Annotated in this window: 16 protein-coding genes; all 16 read right to left on the reverse strand. The window is 40.2% G+C overall.

Features of this window, described 5'->3' with window-relative positions:
* Nucleotides 1–123 precede the first annotated feature (123 nt).
* On the reverse strand, nucleotides 124–3540 hold the full coding sequence (locus CBW18_RS20750; RefSeq protein ID WP_088303284.1) for a hypothetical protein: 3417 nt from the start codon (nucleotides 3538–3540) through the stop codon (nucleotides 124–126).
* 123 nt (nucleotides 3541–3663) lie between these two features.
* Nucleotides 3664–4896, reverse strand: a complete 1233-nt coding sequence (locus CBW18_RS20755; protein ID WP_140418733.1) for a hypothetical protein — start codon at nucleotides 4894–4896, stop codon at nucleotides 3664–3666.
* A gap of 10 nt (nucleotides 4897–4906) precedes the next feature.
* On the reverse strand, nucleotides 4907–5821 hold the full coding sequence (locus tag CBW18_RS20760) for a hypothetical protein (protein ID WP_140418734.1): 915 nt from the start codon (nucleotides 5819–5821) through the stop codon (nucleotides 4907–4909).
* Nucleotides 5822–5925: 104 nt separating this feature from the next.
* Complete coding sequence (locus CBW18_RS20765; protein ID WP_088303287.1) at nucleotides 5926–6978, reverse strand: hypothetical protein; 1053 nt, start codon at nucleotides 6976–6978, stop codon at nucleotides 5926–5928.
* Nucleotides 6979–7130: 152 nt separating this feature from the next.
* Nucleotides 7131–8096, reverse strand: a complete 966-nt coding sequence (locus tag CBW18_RS20770; RefSeq protein ID WP_088303288.1) for a hypothetical protein — start codon at nucleotides 8094–8096, stop codon at nucleotides 7131–7133.
* Nucleotides 8097–8401: 305 nt separating this feature from the next.
* Nucleotides 8402–8947, reverse strand: coding sequence for a hypothetical protein (locus CBW18_RS20775; RefSeq protein ID WP_088303289.1), 546 nt, complete (start codon nucleotides 8945–8947; stop codon nucleotides 8402–8404).
* Nucleotide 8948: 1 nt separating this feature from the next.
* On the reverse strand, nucleotides 8949–10139 hold the full coding sequence (locus tag CBW18_RS20780) for a hypothetical protein (RefSeq protein WP_088303290.1): 1191 nt from the start codon (nucleotides 10137–10139) through the stop codon (nucleotides 8949–8951).
* A 3-nt stretch (nucleotides 10140–10142) separates the two neighbouring features.
* Nucleotides 10143–12086 (reverse strand): type II secretion system protein GspD, encoded by a 1944-nt coding sequence (locus tag CBW18_RS20785; RefSeq protein ID WP_088303291.1) that lies wholly within the window; start codon nucleotides 12084–12086, stop codon nucleotides 10143–10145.
* Nucleotides 12087–13508, reverse strand: a complete 1422-nt coding sequence (locus CBW18_RS20790; protein WP_216359279.1) for a GspE/PulE family protein — start codon at nucleotides 13506–13508, stop codon at nucleotides 12087–12089.
* Nucleotides 13498–14025, reverse strand: a complete 528-nt coding sequence (locus CBW18_RS20795; RefSeq protein WP_088303292.1) for a hypothetical protein — start codon at nucleotides 14023–14025, stop codon at nucleotides 13498–13500. Before CBW18_RS20795 ends, CBW18_RS20790 begins: the two co-directional genes overlap by 11 nt.
* Nucleotides 14025–14441 (reverse strand): type IV pilin protein, encoded by a 417-nt coding sequence (locus CBW18_RS20800; protein ID WP_088303293.1) that lies wholly within the window; start codon nucleotides 14439–14441, stop codon nucleotides 14025–14027. The genes CBW18_RS20795 and CBW18_RS20800 overlap by 1 nt, the downstream gene beginning before the upstream one ends.
* A gap of 198 nt (nucleotides 14442–14639) precedes the next feature.
* Nucleotides 14640–15902 (reverse strand): hypothetical protein, encoded by a 1263-nt coding sequence (locus CBW18_RS20805; protein WP_140418735.1) that lies wholly within the window; start codon nucleotides 15900–15902, stop codon nucleotides 14640–14642.
* Between the two features lie 7 nt (nucleotides 15903–15909).
* The gene (locus CBW18_RS20810; RefSeq protein ID WP_088303295.1) at nucleotides 15910–16893 is read right to left on the reverse strand and encodes a hypothetical protein; all 984 of its coding nucleotides are present in this window, start codon (nucleotides 16891–16893) and stop codon (nucleotides 15910–15912) included.
* Between the two features lie 865 nt (nucleotides 16894–17758).
* The gene (locus CBW18_RS21305) at nucleotides 17759–17983 is read right to left on the reverse strand and encodes a hypothetical protein (protein ID WP_140418736.1); all 225 of its coding nucleotides are present in this window, start codon (nucleotides 17981–17983) and stop codon (nucleotides 17759–17761) included.
* A 174-nt stretch (nucleotides 17984–18157) separates the two neighbouring features.
* Nucleotides 18158–18667, reverse strand: a complete 510-nt coding sequence (locus tag CBW18_RS20815) for a hypothetical protein (RefSeq protein WP_088303296.1) — start codon at nucleotides 18665–18667, stop codon at nucleotides 18158–18160.
* A gap of 1 nt (nucleotide 18668) precedes the next feature.
* Nucleotides 18669–21471, reverse strand: a 2803-nt coding sequence (locus CBW18_RS20820) for an RHS repeat domain-containing protein (RefSeq protein WP_140418737.1), incomplete at its 5' end; no start/stop codon positions are given.

Raw genomic sequence — 21471 nt, forward strand, 5'->3', positions numbered from 1 at the left:
GGGCGCACTAATCTGCGACTCATTGTTATATTGGCTGAGCACCAGCTGGCCACTCGCCTGTTGTATCCCCGCCAGCAGGAAAAAACCTGCCACCAGCTGTTTGATCTGTATCTTCATGAGGCCTTAATTTTTGTAGTGATAGGTTGTATTTTTAAGAATGTTTCCATTCTGATCCTTCATATTCTTTAAGCGCTGAAACTCATCATATTCATAATAAGTAGTCATGCCCTTTGGATCGGTCATGCTCGTCATCCCCACCAAAGGTTTGTAAGTGTAGGAAGTGATATGGGCATCTTTAAGGGACGTCGAATTCCTCAGTTGATTTATCCAGGACGTAATTTCTGAATCAGTAGGGTTTGCTGCTGCAATGTCTGCTACCGTTGTTGATCCTAAAATGGCTTCAACAGTAGCATAATCTGCATTCCTGATCTCGGCTATGGGATATTGGAAATTGTAGCTATATATGTATACGCTCTTTTTACTTTTTTCAATTAAAGAAAATACAATATTTGATTTGCTATCATATTTATAATCAGATCTCCTTTCAAGATCGTTATAGCCTGATTTAGTATCTATACTATTCGGAAGGTAATTTCCATTATTATTTATATAATTTTTTCGGAGAAGATAATTTTGATTATTATTAGTAAAATCAATGGTCTCAATAGGCAGAGCAACAAAATTACTATTAATCATCCCTGTATAAACTCCTGATGGATCATAACCCATGCTTACCATATCATGAGGATATCTTATAATTTTACGTTTAATTATTCCCTGGCTATCATTAGAAGTTGATCCAGTAATCTGTAAATGATATGGCGAATCATAGTTATAGGTAACCTTTGTAATTAATTTATTATCAGGATCAGAACCAAAATATCTGGTTTCAACTGTATCAATATAGACCCATCTTGAATTGATATCGTTTTTCATTAAATCATATGCGTTGAATTGCAAATCAGATGGCGGAGATAAAAAACATATAGCATCGTATCTCTTTCTTGGAGTATATCCAAAAAAAACTTCATTTAACCTATCATCAGTCCTGTAATGGGTTAATATTTCACTCTTTGAGATGAATGTAGTACCAGCTTTTTGGAAAACGTGTTTGTATATTTCAAGTCCATTTCTACCAACACCAGTATTAGAAAAAGGACTACTTAATATATTGTTACCTATTAAGACTTTACCTGGTAAATTGGGTTCTATATTAAATCTGTGCTCAACCCCTCCATTTTCAAAATCTGCTCCTAATCCTTCTATTACAGTTTCAAAATAAATATTATGTTGAAATGCACCGTATAGATTTGCAAGAGAGTTAGAATGCATTGATTTCATATTAAACAAGTTACCACAAGAAGTGATATGCCCTTCACGATCTGGAATTCCACAATCCTTTAATATTTGATAATTTGACATATATACTGGAGTAAGACCAATAATTCCAGAAGACTCCTTTTTAGGACTGTATACATCTTTAAGCTTAGAGTAATAATACTTTTTAAAACCATTTACATCAGAGCTAGGATCGTACGTTTGAACATAATCTATCACCACTCCACCTGATTCCTTATTTTTTATTACCGGTTCATTAGATTTCTCAAAATAAGTAAGACTACCAGATCCAGCGCTATATTCCCCATAAGAAGTGCACTCCACTGCATACCGTATACCCTTATATAGCTGTACAAGAACAGATTGTGATATATTTTCAGAATTAACTAATTCCGAATGAATAGTTCTATTATTCGTAAGATCTAGAATAGATATAATCGATTGGGCATGGTAATCCTCATCATTCCTATCTCCACGATATTGCCAGCTTGTTTGTAAATTAGAAATCATTTCATGTGTTGCTGTAAATTCAGGCGAACGTTGTGTAACAGCACCACTGAAACCAGTTCCAACTGTTGATACATATATTTTTTTTTCAGTAGAATCTATTTCTGCTACAGTATAAATTGGAGATGTATAACTGATTGATTCTGTACCCCCCGTAGGGTAATATATCTTACTTAACATTCCTGCTTGAGCTGACGAAAAAGAAGGCGTTCGGTTTGCTCCTGCATCTGCAAAAGCAGGAACATGAAGTTGGTTATCTGGTCTTGGTATTAATCCCGCATTCATGGCTCCATTAAAATATCCAAAATGATCTTGCGAATAGCTTAATCTCGGTGGTAATGATGATGCATTGATATATTCGAACAAATGCTTATGTTTTTCTAATTTACCTGGAACAGATTCGTTCAAACCCATTAGAAAAGGACGAGTATTCAAAGTTGGATTATTTTGGCTGTATTGATTAGCAAAAGAATCGTAAGCTCCAAAATTTTGATAAGAAAAGCTAAACATCTTTGATGGTTCACCTAAGCCAACTTCGTCATAAACTTCTATTCTTTCCAAAAGATAATCATATGGAAGATCAGGCCGTCCAATATATTTAAAATCAAGATGATATGAATTTCCGAAAGATATTTTTTTAAGAATAATTGAATTTGTAGTAATCAAATTTTCGCAATTGCTATCTCCGACATAGATTGCACCACTAGCGCAATTTGGAAGAGCACCGTCAACCCATCGCGTCTTTGTTTGAGAAATACCTACTGGATATGTGTAAGGTATTAGAGCATCATATAAAAAATCAATAATATCGCCATCCGCATGAATTATTTTAGTTAAATACCATGCATTATCTATTGGAGTTGAATAAGTTTTACCACAATTTTCACCAATAACTGAATTTGATGAAGATTCAACAGAATTTTCAGAGCCTCCAAAGATATATTGATTACCTTCAGGTGTTGTTATTCTAAATTTCCCAGGAATTTGCCCTGAAGCCCCCTGGTTCACTTCAATTCTTAATGCAGTTTTAGATAGTTGAATGGCCTCGTTCGAATTAATAATAAATTGACCAGAATAACCTGAAAAATTGAATGAAAATATGTCCGGTGATGTATCGAAACTACTTTCAGAAGATCCTGTAACCGTTTCCAAATACTGATAAAGTGCTTGATCTCTATTGAAATTATTTGGATCAGCAAGTTTAGTGGATGACTCATCAGGGTCGTCATACACAGTTCGAGTGATTACGCCTCCTGCATCTAATGTCCAACTCATACCCACTCTACTTCCCAATTCATCAACCTTTATTCCATTAGACGAATAGTTTATAGAAATTGGTAGTGAAAGCTTTCTAGACTTGATATTATAAATTGGGATATTAATTTGTGGTGTACCAGTTTGTAGCCCTATAGAAATTCCTCCATATCTTGTAATCGAAAATGCTGTGGGAGAAGGTGGAAGGATGTCGGGTAGCCGCGTGCTCTGCTGTCCATGAGATATACTAGTTGAGAAGACAAGAATTAGGATACATAAGATGAATTTCATATGGCTAATTAGTGATATTGAAAAGAATGTATTTCCTCTATCCTCTAATTTTGAGGAAGCGTTTATGTCATTGAAAAATCTTGGACCTCGATAAAATTGGTATTTATAATGATTAGTTAAAAAAATGTTATTCAATTTTCTTATATTCATTTTATTAAGTTTAAAAGTTATAACCAGTAGCTGTATTTTAATTTTTCAATGCATTTTGAATAACTTCTTAGGTAGAATCAACAGACTCTACAGTATTTCGATAAAGAACAAAATGATAATCAATTATTGACCGTTTCTTACTCCCCGCAAGCCTTTTTCAACCTGTATCAGTCGTTTATTTTGGTTCTCTAACTGCTTCTCCTTCTCAATCAAATGCAACGTCAACTCTTCCACCTTCTTCAATAAAAGTTTATTCATTTCACCCAATGCAATTCCATTGGCCTCTACCTCTTTTGCTGATGGCATATCCGGAAGATGGCCCTTCAATTTAATCTGTTCAGCTATTTGGGTAAGTGTAGGCAATTGATATTCTGGTAGAAATACATAATCCGGCCAGTTGCTCGCCTCAACCTTTACTTCCTTCGATCGGATGTTACCATTTACAGAAAGACGTTCTATAGGCGTTGTCGTACCAATGCCAACATTCCCGTTATATTGCCAGGTCATCACCTGCTGATCAGGCGTCTCGGTTTGATTAGCACCACCATTAATGTAAAGATCCAGCTGACTGCCCCAAACGTTGCTGCCCCCATGCCCGATCCGAAATTCGGCCGCCTCTGAATAAGAATAACTTGCTGTGCCAGCTCTTCCCATACGGAGCACCGGAATGGTTGGTGCATTGACACCACCTGGCTTACTCCCAACTAAGTTTTGAATGTGAAGATTAGCACCAGGATCTGTACGACCAATACCTACGTGGCCATTGTAAAGCCAGGTCATCACCTGCTGATCGGGTACGTCAGTATTATTGGCCGCACCGTTAATATATAAATCCAGTTGACTACCCCATATAGTCGGACTGCCGTGCGCGACCCTAAACTCTGCTGATTCCGGATACGAATAATTAGGCGTACCTGGTCTGCTCAATTTCAAGGCACTTGCACTGGCCACATTAATGCCTCCAGGTCTGCTCTCTCCTCCTAAACTCATAATTTGCAAAGGTGCCGTTGGCGCAGTGGTGCCAACACCCAATTTTGCATCTGAAAGGGTCAACCAGGTTTGTCCAGAGTTACCCCATTTCTGCGCACCGGTATATGGATTTCGTTCCCACCACGCCCTGGTGGTGACACCCGGTTCTAAAAAAGAAATATCTACTGCAATACCATCATGTACGGAAGTGGAATACCAGTCGCTCCCAGCTGAATTTCGATACAGCCAAGTTTTATGCATCACATTGTTGGTAGTAGTACCATTACTGTTTGAAATCTGGTAAGCATCTCCTTTATTGGCTCCCAATTGAGCCTTAACCATATTTACACTCAACAATACCGCAATCGCAAGTAGGGGCTTTTTCATATTTTGAATCTTAATTTTTTTCCAGTTTTTTTAACCGCTCTAATATTTGAGATAGAGCCAGTGTTTTCATTTCATCTGCCTGTTTGAGTCTGATGATCTGCTTATCTTTTTCAATCAGGTGTAAGGTCAGCTCTTCAATTTTCTGCTGCTGCAGCTTCACCATTTCACCCAGCGCAATGCCGTTGGTCTCCACTTCTTTCGCCGAAGGCATATCAGGTAATTTTTTATGTGTTTTGATGTAATTTTCCAACTCTGCCAACTTTCCAACTGGATAACCTTCTTCAAAAACATAATCGGGCCAATTGGAGGTTTCTACCTTAATTTCATGTGCCCGGATTTTACCGTTTACAGAAAGTTTTTCTCTGGGTGTGTAGGTATCGATACCTATATTACCATTGCTGGTGATCAGATTAATATTGCCATTGGGAATTTCATTTCTAGCGGTCAAATTAATATCATTAGCTTTTCCATAACCGAACCACGCAGATCGTGATGAAGGAGAATTACTGTGTACATAGAATTCCATATAGGCATGATTCTTATCTCCTGATTTAAGTTGTAAGGTACCGGCACCTGCTTCGGCAACAATTACACCGCTACTATTAGCGATAACTATATTTCGCCAATTGCCCCAGGCATTCCCTGACAGGCCTTGCCTAAAAAAAATTCCATCAGAATTAAAGTTCAGCTGGTAATTTTCGCCACCAGTGGCATCGCTCCATGGGGCAAAAGTCATTGTTCCGGAATAGCTTCCGTTTCCGGGAAGCCCTATTACATCTCTATCTTTGAAATCATAGCGAACAATCCTTTGATAATCTGCCGGTGATTCATTCAATTGCCTGGTATCTGATACATACTGGCTATATCCATATTGGATATTTATGATCAGCATGATCACGATAAATAGTTGGAATATCTTGTTCATTCTATATTATTATTGTTATTAGATTTCGGAATAATTCAAATGGACAGCCTTGATTCCATTAATTTCTAAAACTCAGTTAGTTTTATACGCAGATCATTCTTTTTTCACCGTATCTTTCTGATCTCCTTTTTGAGCAATAAAATATTCTCCGAAAGCGCTTCATTCAGCTTTAATTGTTGCATTGTCCTAAGCTCCTGCTCATTCAGCCTTTTATTCTGCTGAATGATATAAAGGCTCAATTCTTCTATCTTTTGCTGTTGCAGCTTCACCATTTCACCAAGTGATAAACCATTGGCATCAATTTCCTTTGCAGCAGGCGTTTCAGGCAGATGACCATTTTTTGAGATGTAGCTTTCCAGATCGTGAAGTGGCATTAGCGGATATTGTGGCGCGAAAACAAAATCCGGCCAGTTGGAAGTTTCCACTTTAACCTCCTGTGCTCTGATCTTCCCGTTTACGGATAATGCTTCTTTGGGCGTCAAAGTTCCGATACCTACATTACCCTGCGCATTCCAGATCCCCAGTGGCATGCCGATGTTGGCCCTTCCCCATCCGGCATCATAACCCATCTGTATCGTACCCTGTCCGGCCCTGATGTAATCAACCCTTTGGCCGGAATCATGAAAACCAATCGAGGTAAAATCTTTCCCATTGAGCAAGAACGTTGTACTATTCTGCCATCCCGCGCCGTTTACAGGATTGGAATCTTCATTGATATTACCGATACTTAAATGACCATCCGTATTGGTGGTAATGGCATTCGTTCCGAGTACCAGCGCACCTCCGTTTACCTGCAGCTGTGCAGTTGGCGTAGATGTCCCAATCCCTACTTTACCATCTCCCTGTACCACCATCCGATCATACCAGGTGGTATTGGCATAATTTACCCCTATCGCAAAGCGGTCTTCCGCAGCGAAATCATCTCCAATGGCAAAGCGGAATTCACTTTGATTAGGCGCAGTATTATAGCGCCGGATAAAAAAATCATCGGAGTTACCCAGCATGAAGATGCCGGGCGCATAGCCAAGTGAACTTTGAAATCCCTCGCCAATATTCAGGTTGCCATTAATGGTTTGAGATTGAGCATTGGCCTCAAAGGTATTCCATCCCAACAGGCAGAAAGAAAAAGCAATTGTTGTCTTATAAAAATGATTCATCTGGTTTGTTATCTGGTGTGCTAAAATTAATTCAGCGTTACACCATTGAAGAATCTTTTTGACGAACGTGCAATATGAGGTGATATTCTAAGCTTTTGGAGTGACGAAAATTTTTGGTATTGGATTTTTTGTTGCTTTTTCTGTTCGAAATCTCATTTTTGCAACAGTTGTTTCAGCATATCTTTTAATTCTTGCTGCCCTTTTTCGAGTGAATTAATTTTCTGGTTTTGAGCTTTCAGTTCATGATCTTTTGCCAATAAATACAGGGTGAGCTCCTCCACTTTTTTAAGTAACTTTTTATTCATTTCTCCAAGTTCAATCCCTTCCTGTTCTACCTTACCGGCAGACGGCATTTCCGGAAGATGCCCGTTCACTTTAATGTAAGTTCGAAGTTCGGGAAGACTTAGCAAGTCATACTCTTTGTAAAAAACATAGTCCGGCCAGTTACCGGCTTCCACTTTGATTTCCTTCGCCCTGATGTTGCCGTTTACAGAAAGTTTATCTTTTGGATTAGGCGTGCCTATGCCAATGTTTCCATTTGAAGTAATGCTTAATGCCGTGATTTTGTCATCAGCTATACCATAATTACCATGAACATTAAAATTCAAACCTATATTTTTAATACCGGGATATCCGGAGCCGGGAAAGTTACAGCAGGCCCATTCAGGAACGGCTTCAATGGATGCCCCAAAATAATTTGGCAAGATATCCCTGAAACCCGGAAAATAAATTCCTCTTGGATTTAAGGCCGACGAATGATCACCCAGGGTAATGGACTCATCTCCGCCAACAATATTTAAGCGGGATATTGGATTTGAGGTACCAATCCCCAGGTTACCTGGCTCATTCAATACCATTCTAGGGCTTCCCGCTGTAAAAAACTTAAGCCCGGAATAGCCGGAGAGATAACCTATGGGTGGCGTGTTTTCAATCTCCCTATACCAACCCAATCCATAAAAGCCAACGCTATTATTCATAAAATTAAAAGCATCTGAAGGGTTAAGAGCGATCCCAGGTTGATTTAGTGTCGCAAGCGTTTGCGTAAAAGCTTGTTTAGAAAGGAGAAGGGCAAATAATATAATCAGCCTACCTATTTTTTTACTCTGTGTTGCTTTCATTTGTGTTTTTTTATGATGACATGCTATAATTCAGCTATTTCACCCTGTTAATTTTAAATTTCATCTAACTGTTCTATTATTTGCTTTCCCTGCTTTTATATTTTTTGATCAAATGAATTAAAAGTATGTATCGAAGGTATAATGTAGCTTTTCTTACTTCGTAATCTTTTTGACAAACATGCAAAATGCGGTGACATGCTATGGTTTTCGAACGACGAAAATAATTGACGATAAAAAATATCCCGAAAAGTATTTTGTCTAGCAGGTTCTTAAAGCTTGCCTACTCCTAATTTTAGGTCTGTAAATCAATGTAATACTCCGGAAAGTTTCAATGCCATATCCAATTGATCGGATGGAGCAACACCCGTATCCTGCTTAGGTAAGGTAATGCTTACTTCTGATAATCTTCCAATACCTTTACTTTTTTCAATTGTATCAAGCAAACTTAATAGGCGGCGGTATTGACCTCTAAAGCGAAAGCGATCAGAAACAGTTCCTTTCATTATGGCTATCGTATCAGTTTCAGCTATTACTTTCTGCTTATCATAACTAATGTCTACCTCACTGTAAATGGCCAGGCCTGAAACTGATTGCCATAACCTGTTTTCGCGGTCCTGGTTTCTTACCTGATAACCTTTCAGTACCTGCTGATAGAAGGTATGTTTTCTGGCTAACTGCCTGAAACCTGCATCAGGTTCGGCATCTGCCTGCTGCGCTTGTGTTAGTTGATGGTTTAGCCAGATGGCAGCAATTGTTTTTTGAAATGAACCCACCCAGGCCAGGTATATAACCAAAAGCATCATCAAATACATGATCACTTTTTTTTTACCAATATCATTTAGAATGCGCATATCAATATTGAATTAAAACATCAAATAGAAACTGTCCGCTATTACTATCTAACTGATAACGCAGGAGGCTGACATCCGAGACCCACTTTTTTTCTTTGAGGATAAAAAGCCAGTTATTGATGTGGGTTAAGCTGCTGGTTTCACCTTTAATGTTGATCAGGGTTTGCAACCTTTTTACTTTATCCTGCAAATCTGATGCTTGTTTGAAATGAATCTCCCTGAGCGTAAGTGCCCGGGGTTTACTGGCTCCAATTTCGGAGAGCAGAAATGCACGGTTGTATCCGCCATTCCAACCAAATTTGGAAAGAAGATGTTCCTGATTCCCCACCTCCTTTTTTAATAATTCTGCCTGATCTGCCGTGGCGGTGAGTTTTCCTACTCTTTCACTCAGGCTGTAATTTTCCCTGTTAAAATGCATCAGCAGTATAAAACTCAGTACTAATAGTCCCAGTAAACCAAAAACAAAAATGGTTCCTGTTCTTTTAAGTCCTGCATTCTCCAGAAAATTCTTCAGATCTAAAGCAAGTCCTTCATGTTCAGCCGTAACCGGTCTAATTTTACCATACATAAACAACTGAAAAGCAAGCGCATAGGGCAAAACCAAAACTGATGAAATGGTTATGCCTGCCAGCTTTACTTTTTCAGCACCACCTTCACTCTGGATATATTTGTATCCCTGGGGTTCTTTCCTTTCAGATACCTCAAAGCAGTGCCCCATCAGGTCTAACATTTGTTCTTTTTGTTCAATTAATTCCCATATTGAAACCAGTGCCAAACCGCCAAGGGCGAGCATATATATAGGGAGACCTGCAGATTTCAATTTTCCAAGAAGATCATCGGCCAAGGTGCGGCGAACCAGGCTTACACAACAAAACTGACCCTGCTGGACCTGTTGTACATAGAAGTCTTTTTTTTCTAAGGCAGGAAATGCCTGAGAAAAGTGCTGACTGCTTTTATCACCGGGGTTATTCAACGTTCGGTGCACAATTCCTTTACCATTCAGGGATAGCACTGTGGGATAATTTCTTGGAAGTTTCGCTATCACCTGTACTAATGATCCCTCCACAATAATATGATTGGCAGCATCTATACTGTTGCCCTTTTGGGTAACAAGGGCATAGGTACAACGGTAATTTGCCTCACCAATCAGAACGAACTCAATGGCCAATATCTGCTTAAAATGTGCCGTCATGATTTAATAGAGGATAGTAGGTTTAATAAACACCAGCGTAACCACTTTATTATTCGCTTTTTCGCGGCTGCTGAATAACCATTTCAGTACAGGAATTCGCGACAACACCGGAACCCCGGATCCTGATTCAGTGCTTTCTGTACGCTCCAATCCACCCAACACTATCATATCCTCATTTTTTGCCCTGATAATGGAACTGAATTTACTGGTAGATTTTGGTGGAGGTGCATTTAATGGCGGGCTCCCAATAAAATCAGAAATATTCACGTTAATGTTAAGCGTTACCTGATCATCGCCTGAAACCACCGGTTTAATGTCAATTTCCAGATTGGCGTTTACTTCAGTAAACTGTTCTGTAACTACTGTTTGTGCATTAAGAGAAGGAATTACATTTTGTGTTTTCTGGCTGTAATATCTCGAACTTCCGATACTCAGATTGGCAGAATGCCCGTTTAGTGTAGATAGTTTTGGTACAGACCTGATATCGACATTATTATTGTTTTCAAGCGCACTCAGTTTTACATAAAAATTGGGGGTTACCCTGCCCAGATTCACCGATCCGTTTCTGCCGAGTTTGGATAAAAAGTTATTAATGGAATTTGCACCAAAGGTATAATCTATGCCAGGCAGAATGGTACCACCGGTTTTAATGCTATCTGAAATTCCTGCGGATATACCCGTTTTGACGGATTTACCTTTTCTCACATCAACAAGTGTAACCTCAATCAAAACCATAGGGACCACCCGGTCTATTTGCCTGATATAATTTTCAATTTCATTCACCTGTGGTGCAGCACCTGAAAGCAGGATGGTATTCTGCTCGCGAAATTCCTTGATTTCCACACCTTTTTTCCAATCATTCGGAATCATCATCTGAATGGTATCAAGCGATCTGTGCTGAAGCTGAACAATGCGGTTTGCACGCAGCCCTTCCAGCTTTCGCTCACCAATGAGATATACCCCCCCGTCCTTTTTATAGGTATATTCTGTGCCCTGCAGCAATGCGGTCAGGAAAGTATCATAGCCTATGCCATTAAGCTTGGTCGTAACAGTACCCTTTATGTCCGAATAAATAAAATAATTTGCGTTCACTTCGTTAGAAGCCGATTTAATCAGATCCAATATGGATGAATTGACGGCATCTACGGTAATGCTCCTGTTTCCCTGCGTATCTTTTTTGCCGCTCAGGCTAAAGGCGGTCTGGGCCTGCCCTGCCGCTTTATTTGCACGTTTAATTGCGGTGGCGTTATCTCCGTTTACATAAAGCTCCTCGCCCTCAGCCAGCGATTGAAAGATAAATACACCATCATTGGTTTTGTTCATCTTCAGCTCGTTTGCATAGGCAAGCTTTTCAAGGGCAACATCAAATGGGGCTGCTGCTATAAAACCACTTACTTTTTTAGCCATCAGCCCAACAGGAACAACCACATTTTTTTGAGACAGCTGACTAATTTTTTTGGCGACCTGAGCAAGGGTATCATTGCTTAATTCAAAGCCAAGATAATCATTAGCAGCATTATACGTGATCCGAAAATCTTTTGGTAATACTATAATTTTTGGCCCCTGTGCTTTACTTACTGACATAATAGATCCAATCATATTGATATCCAGATCATATTCTCTGGCCATAAACAAGAGTACATTTAATGCCGTTTCATTTCTGAAGTTGGTAGACACCTTGAAGCTTAATTGCGGGTCAATATTAATGTTCAGGTTATTGGCCTGTGCCAGTGCCCTTAACAACTCTTGCAGTGAGGCCCCTGACATAGATAATTGAACGGGTTGATTAAGGCCTGGTACAGTTACCGCCAGATTTCTCAACCGCTCCTCAATGGTCTTAATCCGGTCATTTCCCTGAATAGTCTGTGCTGTTGAACTGAATATACAAAAGCAGCACAACACGAAGGTTACACACTTGATCAGATATGGCGTAATCTTATTTTTCATTTATGTAGTCAGTAAGAGTGGGTAAATTTCCTCTATAGAGGTAAGGCCTTGAGCAAATAGCCGGAAAGCATTTTTTGATAGTGTACTGATTTGTTTTTCTTCCAGCAGGTCTCCTATAGCCATATTTCCGTTTCTGATTTCCTGCGAAAGCGAGGCATCTATTGGAATCACTTCATATACAGCCTTCCTGCCGCTGTATCCCGTAAAGTAGCAGGCCGCACAACCAGTTGCCATGTAGTGCGTGGCAATATGGACCGGGGGCTGGTATTGCCTGGGGTAAATGGATGCATTTAAGGGTATTTCTTTTTTACAACTCGAGCATAACAGGCGGAGCAGGCGCTGTGCCACTGTTGTATTGAGTGTATTGGCTACCAGAAAGCCCGGAATCCCCATGTCAATTAAACGGGAAACCGTCCCCCATGCAGAATTGGTATGAATGGTAGACAGTACCAGGTGTCCTGTCAATGCGGCCCTAATGGCCATATTAGCCGTTTCCGGATCCCTGATTTCTCCTACCATAATCACATCAGGGTCCTGCCGCAAAAACGTTCTTAAGGTAGCAGCAAAGCTAAGACCGATATTCTCCTTTAACTGTACCTGATTTACCCCTTCCAGGGTATACTCAATCGGGTCTTCAATCGTCAGGATATTCCTGGTACTTTTATTGAGCATTTTAAGTGTGGCATACAAGGTGGTGGTTTTACCGGATCCTGTAGGACCGCTGATGAGTATAATGCCATTCGGCCGCTGTACACCTTCCATATAATGCTGCATATCCTGCTCAGAAAGGCCAAGCCTGGAAACATCTATGTCTCCGCTATTATTATTCAGCAATCTTAAGACTACTTTTTCCCCGTAAAGAGTAGGCAATACAGATACCCTGATATCAAAAGCACCCTGCCTGTTCGAACTAAACTGAATTCTCCCATCCTGAGGAAGCCTTTTTTCGGCAATATCCAGGTTAGCCATGATCTTGATTTTATTGATCAAAGCCGGATAGTCTGCCTTTTCAATCTGATAGCGTTCTATCATCATTCCATCAATTCTCACCCTTACCCGCGATCGTTTTTCGAAAGTTTCGATATGGATATCACTGCTTTTCAACCGTCGCGCTTCTTCTATCAATACCTGAAGGAAATCATCACTGGCTGCAATAACAGAAACCTCAGCCTGGCTATCTGCTGAAAGATCACCTAAATAGTGTTGGGATAACATTTTACTGATTTCGACAGTACTTAATTCTTCCAGTGATATGGCATAGCCCGTCATTACCTGCAATTCATCAGCAAGCAGCTCTCCGTCTCCTATAGCATCCCAATACACCACCAATTTTCCGTTAGCCCCAATCTGCTTAGGGAATATCCGGTATTGCATGGCCAGTTCCTTTGGAAGCAGGGCAATTATTTCGGCACTAATATCCATAACACATGAATTTATTCAGCAAATCATCGGAGTGTAGCGACAAGGCAGGTACCTGCCATTCGATTAATATGACCAGCATCAGGAATATAGCCTGGTAACCGGCAAGTGGAATTTTATGTGTCTGCCCAGCTGACTTTTTAATAAAGACTGCAGTGCATCCAATCACCAGCATCAAACTGGCCATATAGAATACCACGTAATTTAAAAAGGAGAGCCTGGTTGACAGAACGATGAGAAATAACAAATCTCCAAGGCCAAAAAAGCCTGTCAGGATATTAACCAGCCGTTTCTGTTTGAGCGACAGATAAGCGGTTAAGATCACCAACTGAACGGTAAGAAAAACACAACTTTTAATGACTGAGCAAACCATTACCTCCAAACTAATCCATTGCAGTACACAACCTATCAAAAGCATAGCCAGAAGCGGAAACATCCACCAATAAATTCCCCTGTACCGAAAGTCCTGAAAGGCCATCCCGCTGAGTACCATAAAAACCCCTGCATGTAAAGCCAACATCAATCTGCAACAACCTCCTTCAGGTTTTTATCCTGATCAATCTGCCAGACATTATAGGTACCATCTCCATCAAAATCTGCAACGGCTGTTGCTTTTGCCGTAAATGTATTGGCAGATGCAGCAATTACTTCAACCTTATAATTGGCTTTGCCATCCTTTCCGTCGGAGGTTAATTTTTCCTGAATAAACCCGATTTCGGTCAGGTCTTGTGAGAATTTGGAATGTTCATAAAAATAACTTTGTTCCAGCTTGGCAATATGTTCCAGCTGCATCTTGGCCTCTGTTGTTTTGGCTTTAGTAATCAGCGGCATCAGGTTGGGTAATGCCAGCAGAATCAGTATTCCAATGATCGCCAGAACGATGAGTATTTCGGTCAGGGTATAGGCATCAAGTTTTTTGTTTGTATTGGTTTTCATCTCACGCACGTGTTAAATCTCTAGTTATTTGGCACTATTTTTTCGCCTGTAATTTGTAATGAAAAAATTGAAATCACCGGATAATTTTGACGAACGTGCGAAATCAGGTGACATTCGTGGCTTTTGAGGTGATGAAATTATTTAAGGATTTCAAATTCAAGCATAAAAAATCAATTTTCATTACCCTTCCGGCTGGAATTATTTTAACTTTTTCTGAATGGCTTCTATCATTTTTAACTGTTCTACCTGTGTGGCCTGCATGGCATTAATCTGTTTATCTTTTTCAATCAGGTGGAGGGTAAGTTCTTCAAGTTTTTGAAGCAGGAGTCTGTTCATCTCACCCAAAGCAATTCCTTCCTTATTCACCTGGGCTGCGCTCGGTATTTCAGGTAAATGCTTGTGTGTTTGAATATATTGCGCCAGTTCAGCAAGCGGCATCATTGCATATTTCTTTGAAAAAACATAATCCGGCCAGATCTCAGCAGTCACCTTTACTTCCTTTGCACGAACCGTTCCGTTTACAGCCAGTTTTTCATTAGGATTGACAAATCCTATACCGACATTACCCATTGCAGAACCATCCGTTTTAGTGGCCAGAATAATATTTCCATCCAGTGATTTAATCAAATCCAAATCGCCACCGTCCTGGTTAATGCCAACACCATTACCATGCTGATAAACGCCCCTCAAGGCCCAGTTTTTTGCACCGGTAATACCTGAATTACCCAGTGAAACAATACCCGCTACATTTTTCTCCGGTAAATTATCTGAAAGCATGGCCCTGATATTTCCATTTACCACTAATTTTTCTTTTGGATCAGATACTCCTATGCCAATATTACCCCCCGGCGCAACCATGAAACGATCGCTTCCAAAACCACTTCCATAGGATCCGTCACCTGCATCCTCCCAGATGCCAAATCCATTAATTGCATGGCCTCCGCCAATAGACCATTGCTTGGCCTTATTGCGGTAACTAAAAAGCATCCGGGCATCGTCATTACCACTTTGCCCATTTGTGGCCAGTGTAATCACATTTCCCCAGGCCTGCTTACCGTTTAAATGAAATACAGCCGCCGAGGTAAGATCAGATTGTGGCGCCATAACTTCCAGGCGCGTAGCCGGATTACTTGTACCAATCCCGACATTTCCATTAACCTCCATTAATATTTTCGACCATTGCTGGCTGGCAAGATTATTGGTTTTCCTGAAATACAGCTGCTGATCGAAAAAACTTCCCGAAAATTGCATGGCATAATTGTTATCCGGACTGCTATGCCGGACATCAATCATGTGCCACCAACCACTGGCGCCCGTAGGATAATTTATCGGATTTAAAGTTTCAAAAAATCCGGAAATGGCACCTTCGCTTCCTTTTAGTCCGGCATTATCCCTTACCTGAGCCAACCCAAGAAAAGGCATCAAAACCAGCAGAACCATCCATAAAGTCATTCTCTTCATTATCTTCTTATTTATTTTTTTCTAAAATCTTCCGAATCAAAACTTCCTGCTCATTTAATTTTTTCACGACCTGAGACATTTCGCTTTGCTGGCTATTCAGTTGTTTATCTTTTTCAATCAGGTGGAGGGTCAGTTCTTCCAGCCTTTGCAACAGTATTTTATTCATTTCTCCTAAAGCAATACCATTTTTTTCTACTTCCGCAGCCGATGGCACACCAGGAAGGTGCTTATGGTGTTGAACATAAGCTTCAAGTTCTGATAAGGATAACTTTTGATAGTTTTCCGTAAACACAAAATCAGGCCAGTTCTGTGCTTCAACTTTAATCTCTTTGGAGCGGATATTACCATTTACTGAAAGTTTTTCCCTGGGGCTCGTTGTTCCGATACCCACATCACCGTTTGACCTGATACTCATTGCCGTAAACTTGCTGTTGCCAATATCCTGGTTATAGTGCATCATAAAATTAAGACTGATGTTTTTAATCCCTGCATAACCTGCCTGTGGATATCCCCCACAACAACTCCATTCTGGTGTAGCCTCGATTGATGCACCGAAATAATTAGGAACATTATCTCTGAACCCGGTAAAACTGATTCCTTTGATCCCATTTGTAGGTTCATAATTGCCCATGGTAATCAACTCATCACCTGAAATGTGCACCTTACTCTCTGGCTGAACAGTTCCAAGCCCCAGGTTGCCATTGGTTAAGAGGTTGAATGATTCTACCCGGCTTCCTGCCTGCAATTGAACCGAACCATCAGTCGAAAAATGAGCATATCGTCCTAAATATGTTCCACCCGTAAAATCATCAGCATAGTTCATGATAAGTGAATTACCATTACCATGTACCATTGCCCTGCCCCCGGCACCTCTTTCAGGTGCTGTTAATAGTACATCAGCAGGATAATTAAATCTAAATACAGCCTCCTGGGCAGCAAGCCTTTCAGAAATAAATACAAAAAGAAGAAGAATAAAAGCGGTACGTTTCATAGATATCGAAAATTATGTTTTTTAATTAAAAGATTTAGCCGGCACTTAAACCGTTCAGCATACATGCGCTGCAGCAAATGATCGTAATCCCGAAGATAATTTTACGAATGATTAATTAGTAAACTTTTTGACGAACGTTGCTTATGTGTTGACGAACGTGCTTTTCGGAGTGATGAAAATTTCACGGGAATTTGAACCTGCCCTGAAATCAGCAATTGAAGATTATTTTATCCCGTTTCGATAACCAATGTAATTCAGCGATACTTTTCCAGATTGCGATAATAATAAGCACGGATTTTTCAGAGATCTTACCAATACGGTTTTTATATTTTGTATGGATGGATCTGTAACTTATAGCATGTAGCTGTTCATCATATGCCTAATTGCTGCACTACAGATCTGATAATTAAGCGTTATATCTCGATCTGATTGCTATTTTCATTTTCCTAAAGGAAAAATAAAGAATGACGAGCGCAATGATCCGTAATGCTAAACCGGTAAAGCCTATGCAGGAATAAAAACCGCCACCTGGAGATGCTCCAGGCGCTGGCCACTGGCACCAACCCCATAACAGGTAAAGTGTTTCCTGCTCGATAGCACGTACAACCGGCCCTAAATCATCAGGGCATTATTCTTCGCCATTAACCAACTCGAAGCGCTGGCCGAAAAAGGTAACCAGGGTTTAGCATGGAGCGAAGAAGAAGATAAAATGTGGCAGAATGCTTTGGTAATGGCTCCAAGATTACAGAACTCGCCAAACTACACTCAAGGACTTATGAAACAATCAAAGCCAGACTCCTCAAACTTGAACGCCTGCAGAAATAACAAAGCCCGGCATTTCTGACAGGCTATGCTACAATTATATTCATCTCTCACAAGCGACACGCGTGCGCAAGCGAGGGGGCAGGTTGAGGTAATTGTAGCTCAAGGTAATGTCTTTCCCACTGTCACTGATTAGATTACCATTCGGGTCATAAGTATAATTGCTGTTGGTAAAACCCCGTATACTATCCAGCTGGTTACCCATATAACCCTTATAGTGGTTTGTTCCGAAATCATCCCGGCTCAGTTTGCTGATGTTACCCGTCACGTCATAACTGGATACTTTCCCAACTCCCCAAACTACACTCCAGAACTTGGAGCAATTAAAGCAAGACTCCTTAAACTTGAACTCTTACAGAAACAACAAAGCCCAACATTTCTGCTAGGCTTTGCTACAATTATATTCATCTCTCAGCGATACATCCGCCCCAGCTTAGATAAACTAGTTTTGGATAGCTAATAACAAAGGTGCAATATCTACATTGCTCTGAATCCACATAACGTCTGCCTCGTAGCTTTGAGATAAGTCATAAATACCTGGGACACGTTTCAAAATCTCCAAACCAAACTGGTAGTGGCTCATACAGTCTACCAAATCCTGTTCGTTGTTTTTTTCGGTCAAAAAAACTAAAGATGGCTCATCATAAGCCTTCCAAAGTTCACTTAACAAAGCTCTATTATTTACATTTATTTCTCTTATACGTATGAGGGTTTTTTCAATCACCTCACCCTCATTTTTGATGTACAGTTTTTCCTCAGCCACATAATCAATAATTTCCTGCGGATTAGTTTCATAGCTTAGCCTAAACCCCGAGAAAAATACGCTCTCACATTTAACATGAAGCAGGGTAATAAGCTTGTCCCATTTGAAATCAGCGATATCTAGATTATGCTCAAGATCTTTTATTGAAACAGTATTTGCATTGTGTATTACAATATCTAAGCTACCCATATTAATTCTTTTTATATTTCCAAAACTCAAAAGGTGCACCAAAAGGATATTGGGCGCTACTGCCATATGTACTTCCACCAACATTGAACCTAAAAGTTGAATGATAGCTCATACCTGTAGCCGGAGCGTGGGCTGGTCCGTAATCCCACCTAACCATATTCCCCCCTGCTTTAGCTTGTTTAACTGATAATATCGTTCCTCCCGCAGTCCCTTTATTTCCATACAAAGCCTCTACTTTATATCCGAATACATTTAGACCCTTTTCGCCGAATACCCCATAGCCTTTATTTAATTTGAAATTTACTGCTAAATCTACTTTTGAAAGTGCTCCTTTAGTCAAGTAATATTCTCCAACTTTTTCTGCTGCAAAACCAGCACCGAATGCATAATCATTAGAATCATAATTTGGCATATTCTCTGCTACATCATAAGCCCCAATCAGCATATCGGCAGAACTAATTGCCCCAAAAGTGAGTGTATTTCCTAACCCTTTTAAATAACCGTCTAAAGTAAATTGGCTTTTTACCCCCTGCCAAGTATTATCTAATCCACTTTTAACCCCATTTATGAAACTTTGACCGAGACTGCTTGTAGGCTTCTTTTTCTTAGGATCGCCTGGGTCGTCTTGCTGATTTGAATATTGACTTTTTAACTGAGCAAATTCAGACTGAGCATCCAATCCCGTATAAGTGGTTGAATTGGCTCCATAAACAACATCCATTCCATCAGGATCGATATTATTAGTAGGATTATTATCTGCGTAGTTGTACGGATTAACTCTGAAAAACTTCTCAGATAACGGGTCAACCACGTTCCAGCGGCCTATCACCGGATCATAAAACCTTGCACCGTAATCATACTGTCCTAACTCCTCCTGCAACTCCTTGCCGTTATACAAATATTTGTTTGTACCACCTGCAACTACCTTTCTTAGTCCGAACGCATAATAATCGTCTTGCTGTAGCCTCCGCACAGCTCCATTGTAAATATCGAAAGTATAACGCACATTTCCAAGATGATCAGAAAGATTATAATGATAAGTATAACTACCACCATTGTTCTGTGCAATACCCTCTTCTGTATGGATCATATCAATCACAGCGCCATTGTACTCGATACCATTCACATAATTACGAATGCTTCCATTATTATTCTTCGACAGTTTGTTACCTGTGGCATCGTAAGTATAGGTGATATGCTGGCTACCACTGATGCTTTGCGGAAGGTTAAGGTGATTATAGCTTAAGGTGATGTCTTTTCTGCTGTCGCTGATCAGATTACCATTCGCGTCATAAGTATAATTACTGTTGGTAAATCCCCTGATACTATCCAGCCGGTTACCGGTATAACCTTTATAATTGTTTGCTCCAAATCCATCTCTGCTCAGACTGGTCATATTGCCCATTACATCATAGCTGATACTTTCACCAAGACCACTAGCAGCTGATTGCGTTAATCGGTTCAGTTTATCATAGCTATAATTAAAAGTATTGCTTGTTCCGTTCGTATAAGCCTGATTCGCAATGTTGCCATTATATTGTGGGGAAGTACCATCATTGTACTTTAGCTCCACACTAAACTCGTTGCTGCTGCTAGTTTTCAGCCAGCCGCGCTCATTATAAGCAAAGCTTGTATGCTGCGTATCATTATGCAGGTGCTTATTTTTCAACTGGCCAATCTCATTGTATTCTAAATGATTTAATGTAACCTCCCCCTGCCCGTTAATATTTTCAAAAGTGGCCATCTTACGTCCCCAGTGATCATACTCGTATCGATTTGCAATCGTGGTGGTCGCATCATTGGTATGGTGAACCCGGGTACTTGAGATGAGCTCGCCAACAAAACTGTAGCTGTTGGTTATCACATCATAGTTGGCTGCACTAATGGTGCCTGAAAGGTAATGCTGTTTATAGGTTTTCACCACCCTGCCTTCGTCATCATAATAGTTGATGGTCCAAAGAAAATCTTCCGTACCCAGCATCCGAACCTTTTGTGCCGTTAGCAAACCATTAAGCTTGATACTGTAGTTGGATGATTCATTGGCAGGAATTCCTGGTATATCATAATCATCATAATAATTGATCACGTCCAGTCTGAGGTTTGGAAGATAGCTCGGCGCGCTTGCATTATTATACCCATGAAGATTTCCTGCACCATTATCCCTGCTGTCCCAAAAGGGAGAAAGGGAGTTCACCGTTGCCTGAACATCATCACGCAAGCCGGTATGTCCATATTCCACCCCGGTCATAATTACCCTGCCAATAGCATCATATTTAACATAGGCCCGTTCTGATTGCTGTGCCTGAATCGCATCCTGGGTAAATACCACCTGGTCAAGTGGGTTATAAATCATTTCCTCCCAGCCTTTGCCTGGTATTTTTTTCCGGATCAGCCTTTTTCTGCCATCATAATGATAACCATAAATAAAATGATTAAAAGCATCCTGTGTTTCATCAAAACTGCTCACCGGATTTTGTCCGTTCTCATTTACCGCTGGAGGAAGCACATATTGCAGGTTACTAAGGTCGTCATAAACGTAATAGGTACTTAAACTTTTATTATCGCTTTCCCAGATTCGTTTAAGCACCACACGACCTTCAAAATCTTTGAATTCTTCAGTAGTGCCGGCTTTTAGATCATCTGCTTTCCAGTTCTCATCCTTGCTGATGGTCTTATATAACGTTCCGGATAGATAAACCGATGCAACCGCTCCATTGCCAACACTATTGATCTGCCAGAGTTTTACCTCATCAGTTATATTAGAACCATATTCCATTTTTAGGGTATGCCCGGTATTGTTGTTC

The organism is Pedobacter sp. AJM (assembly GCF_002197755.1).
GTDB lineage: Bacteria > Bacteroidota > Bacteroidia > Sphingobacteriales > Sphingobacteriaceae > Pedobacter.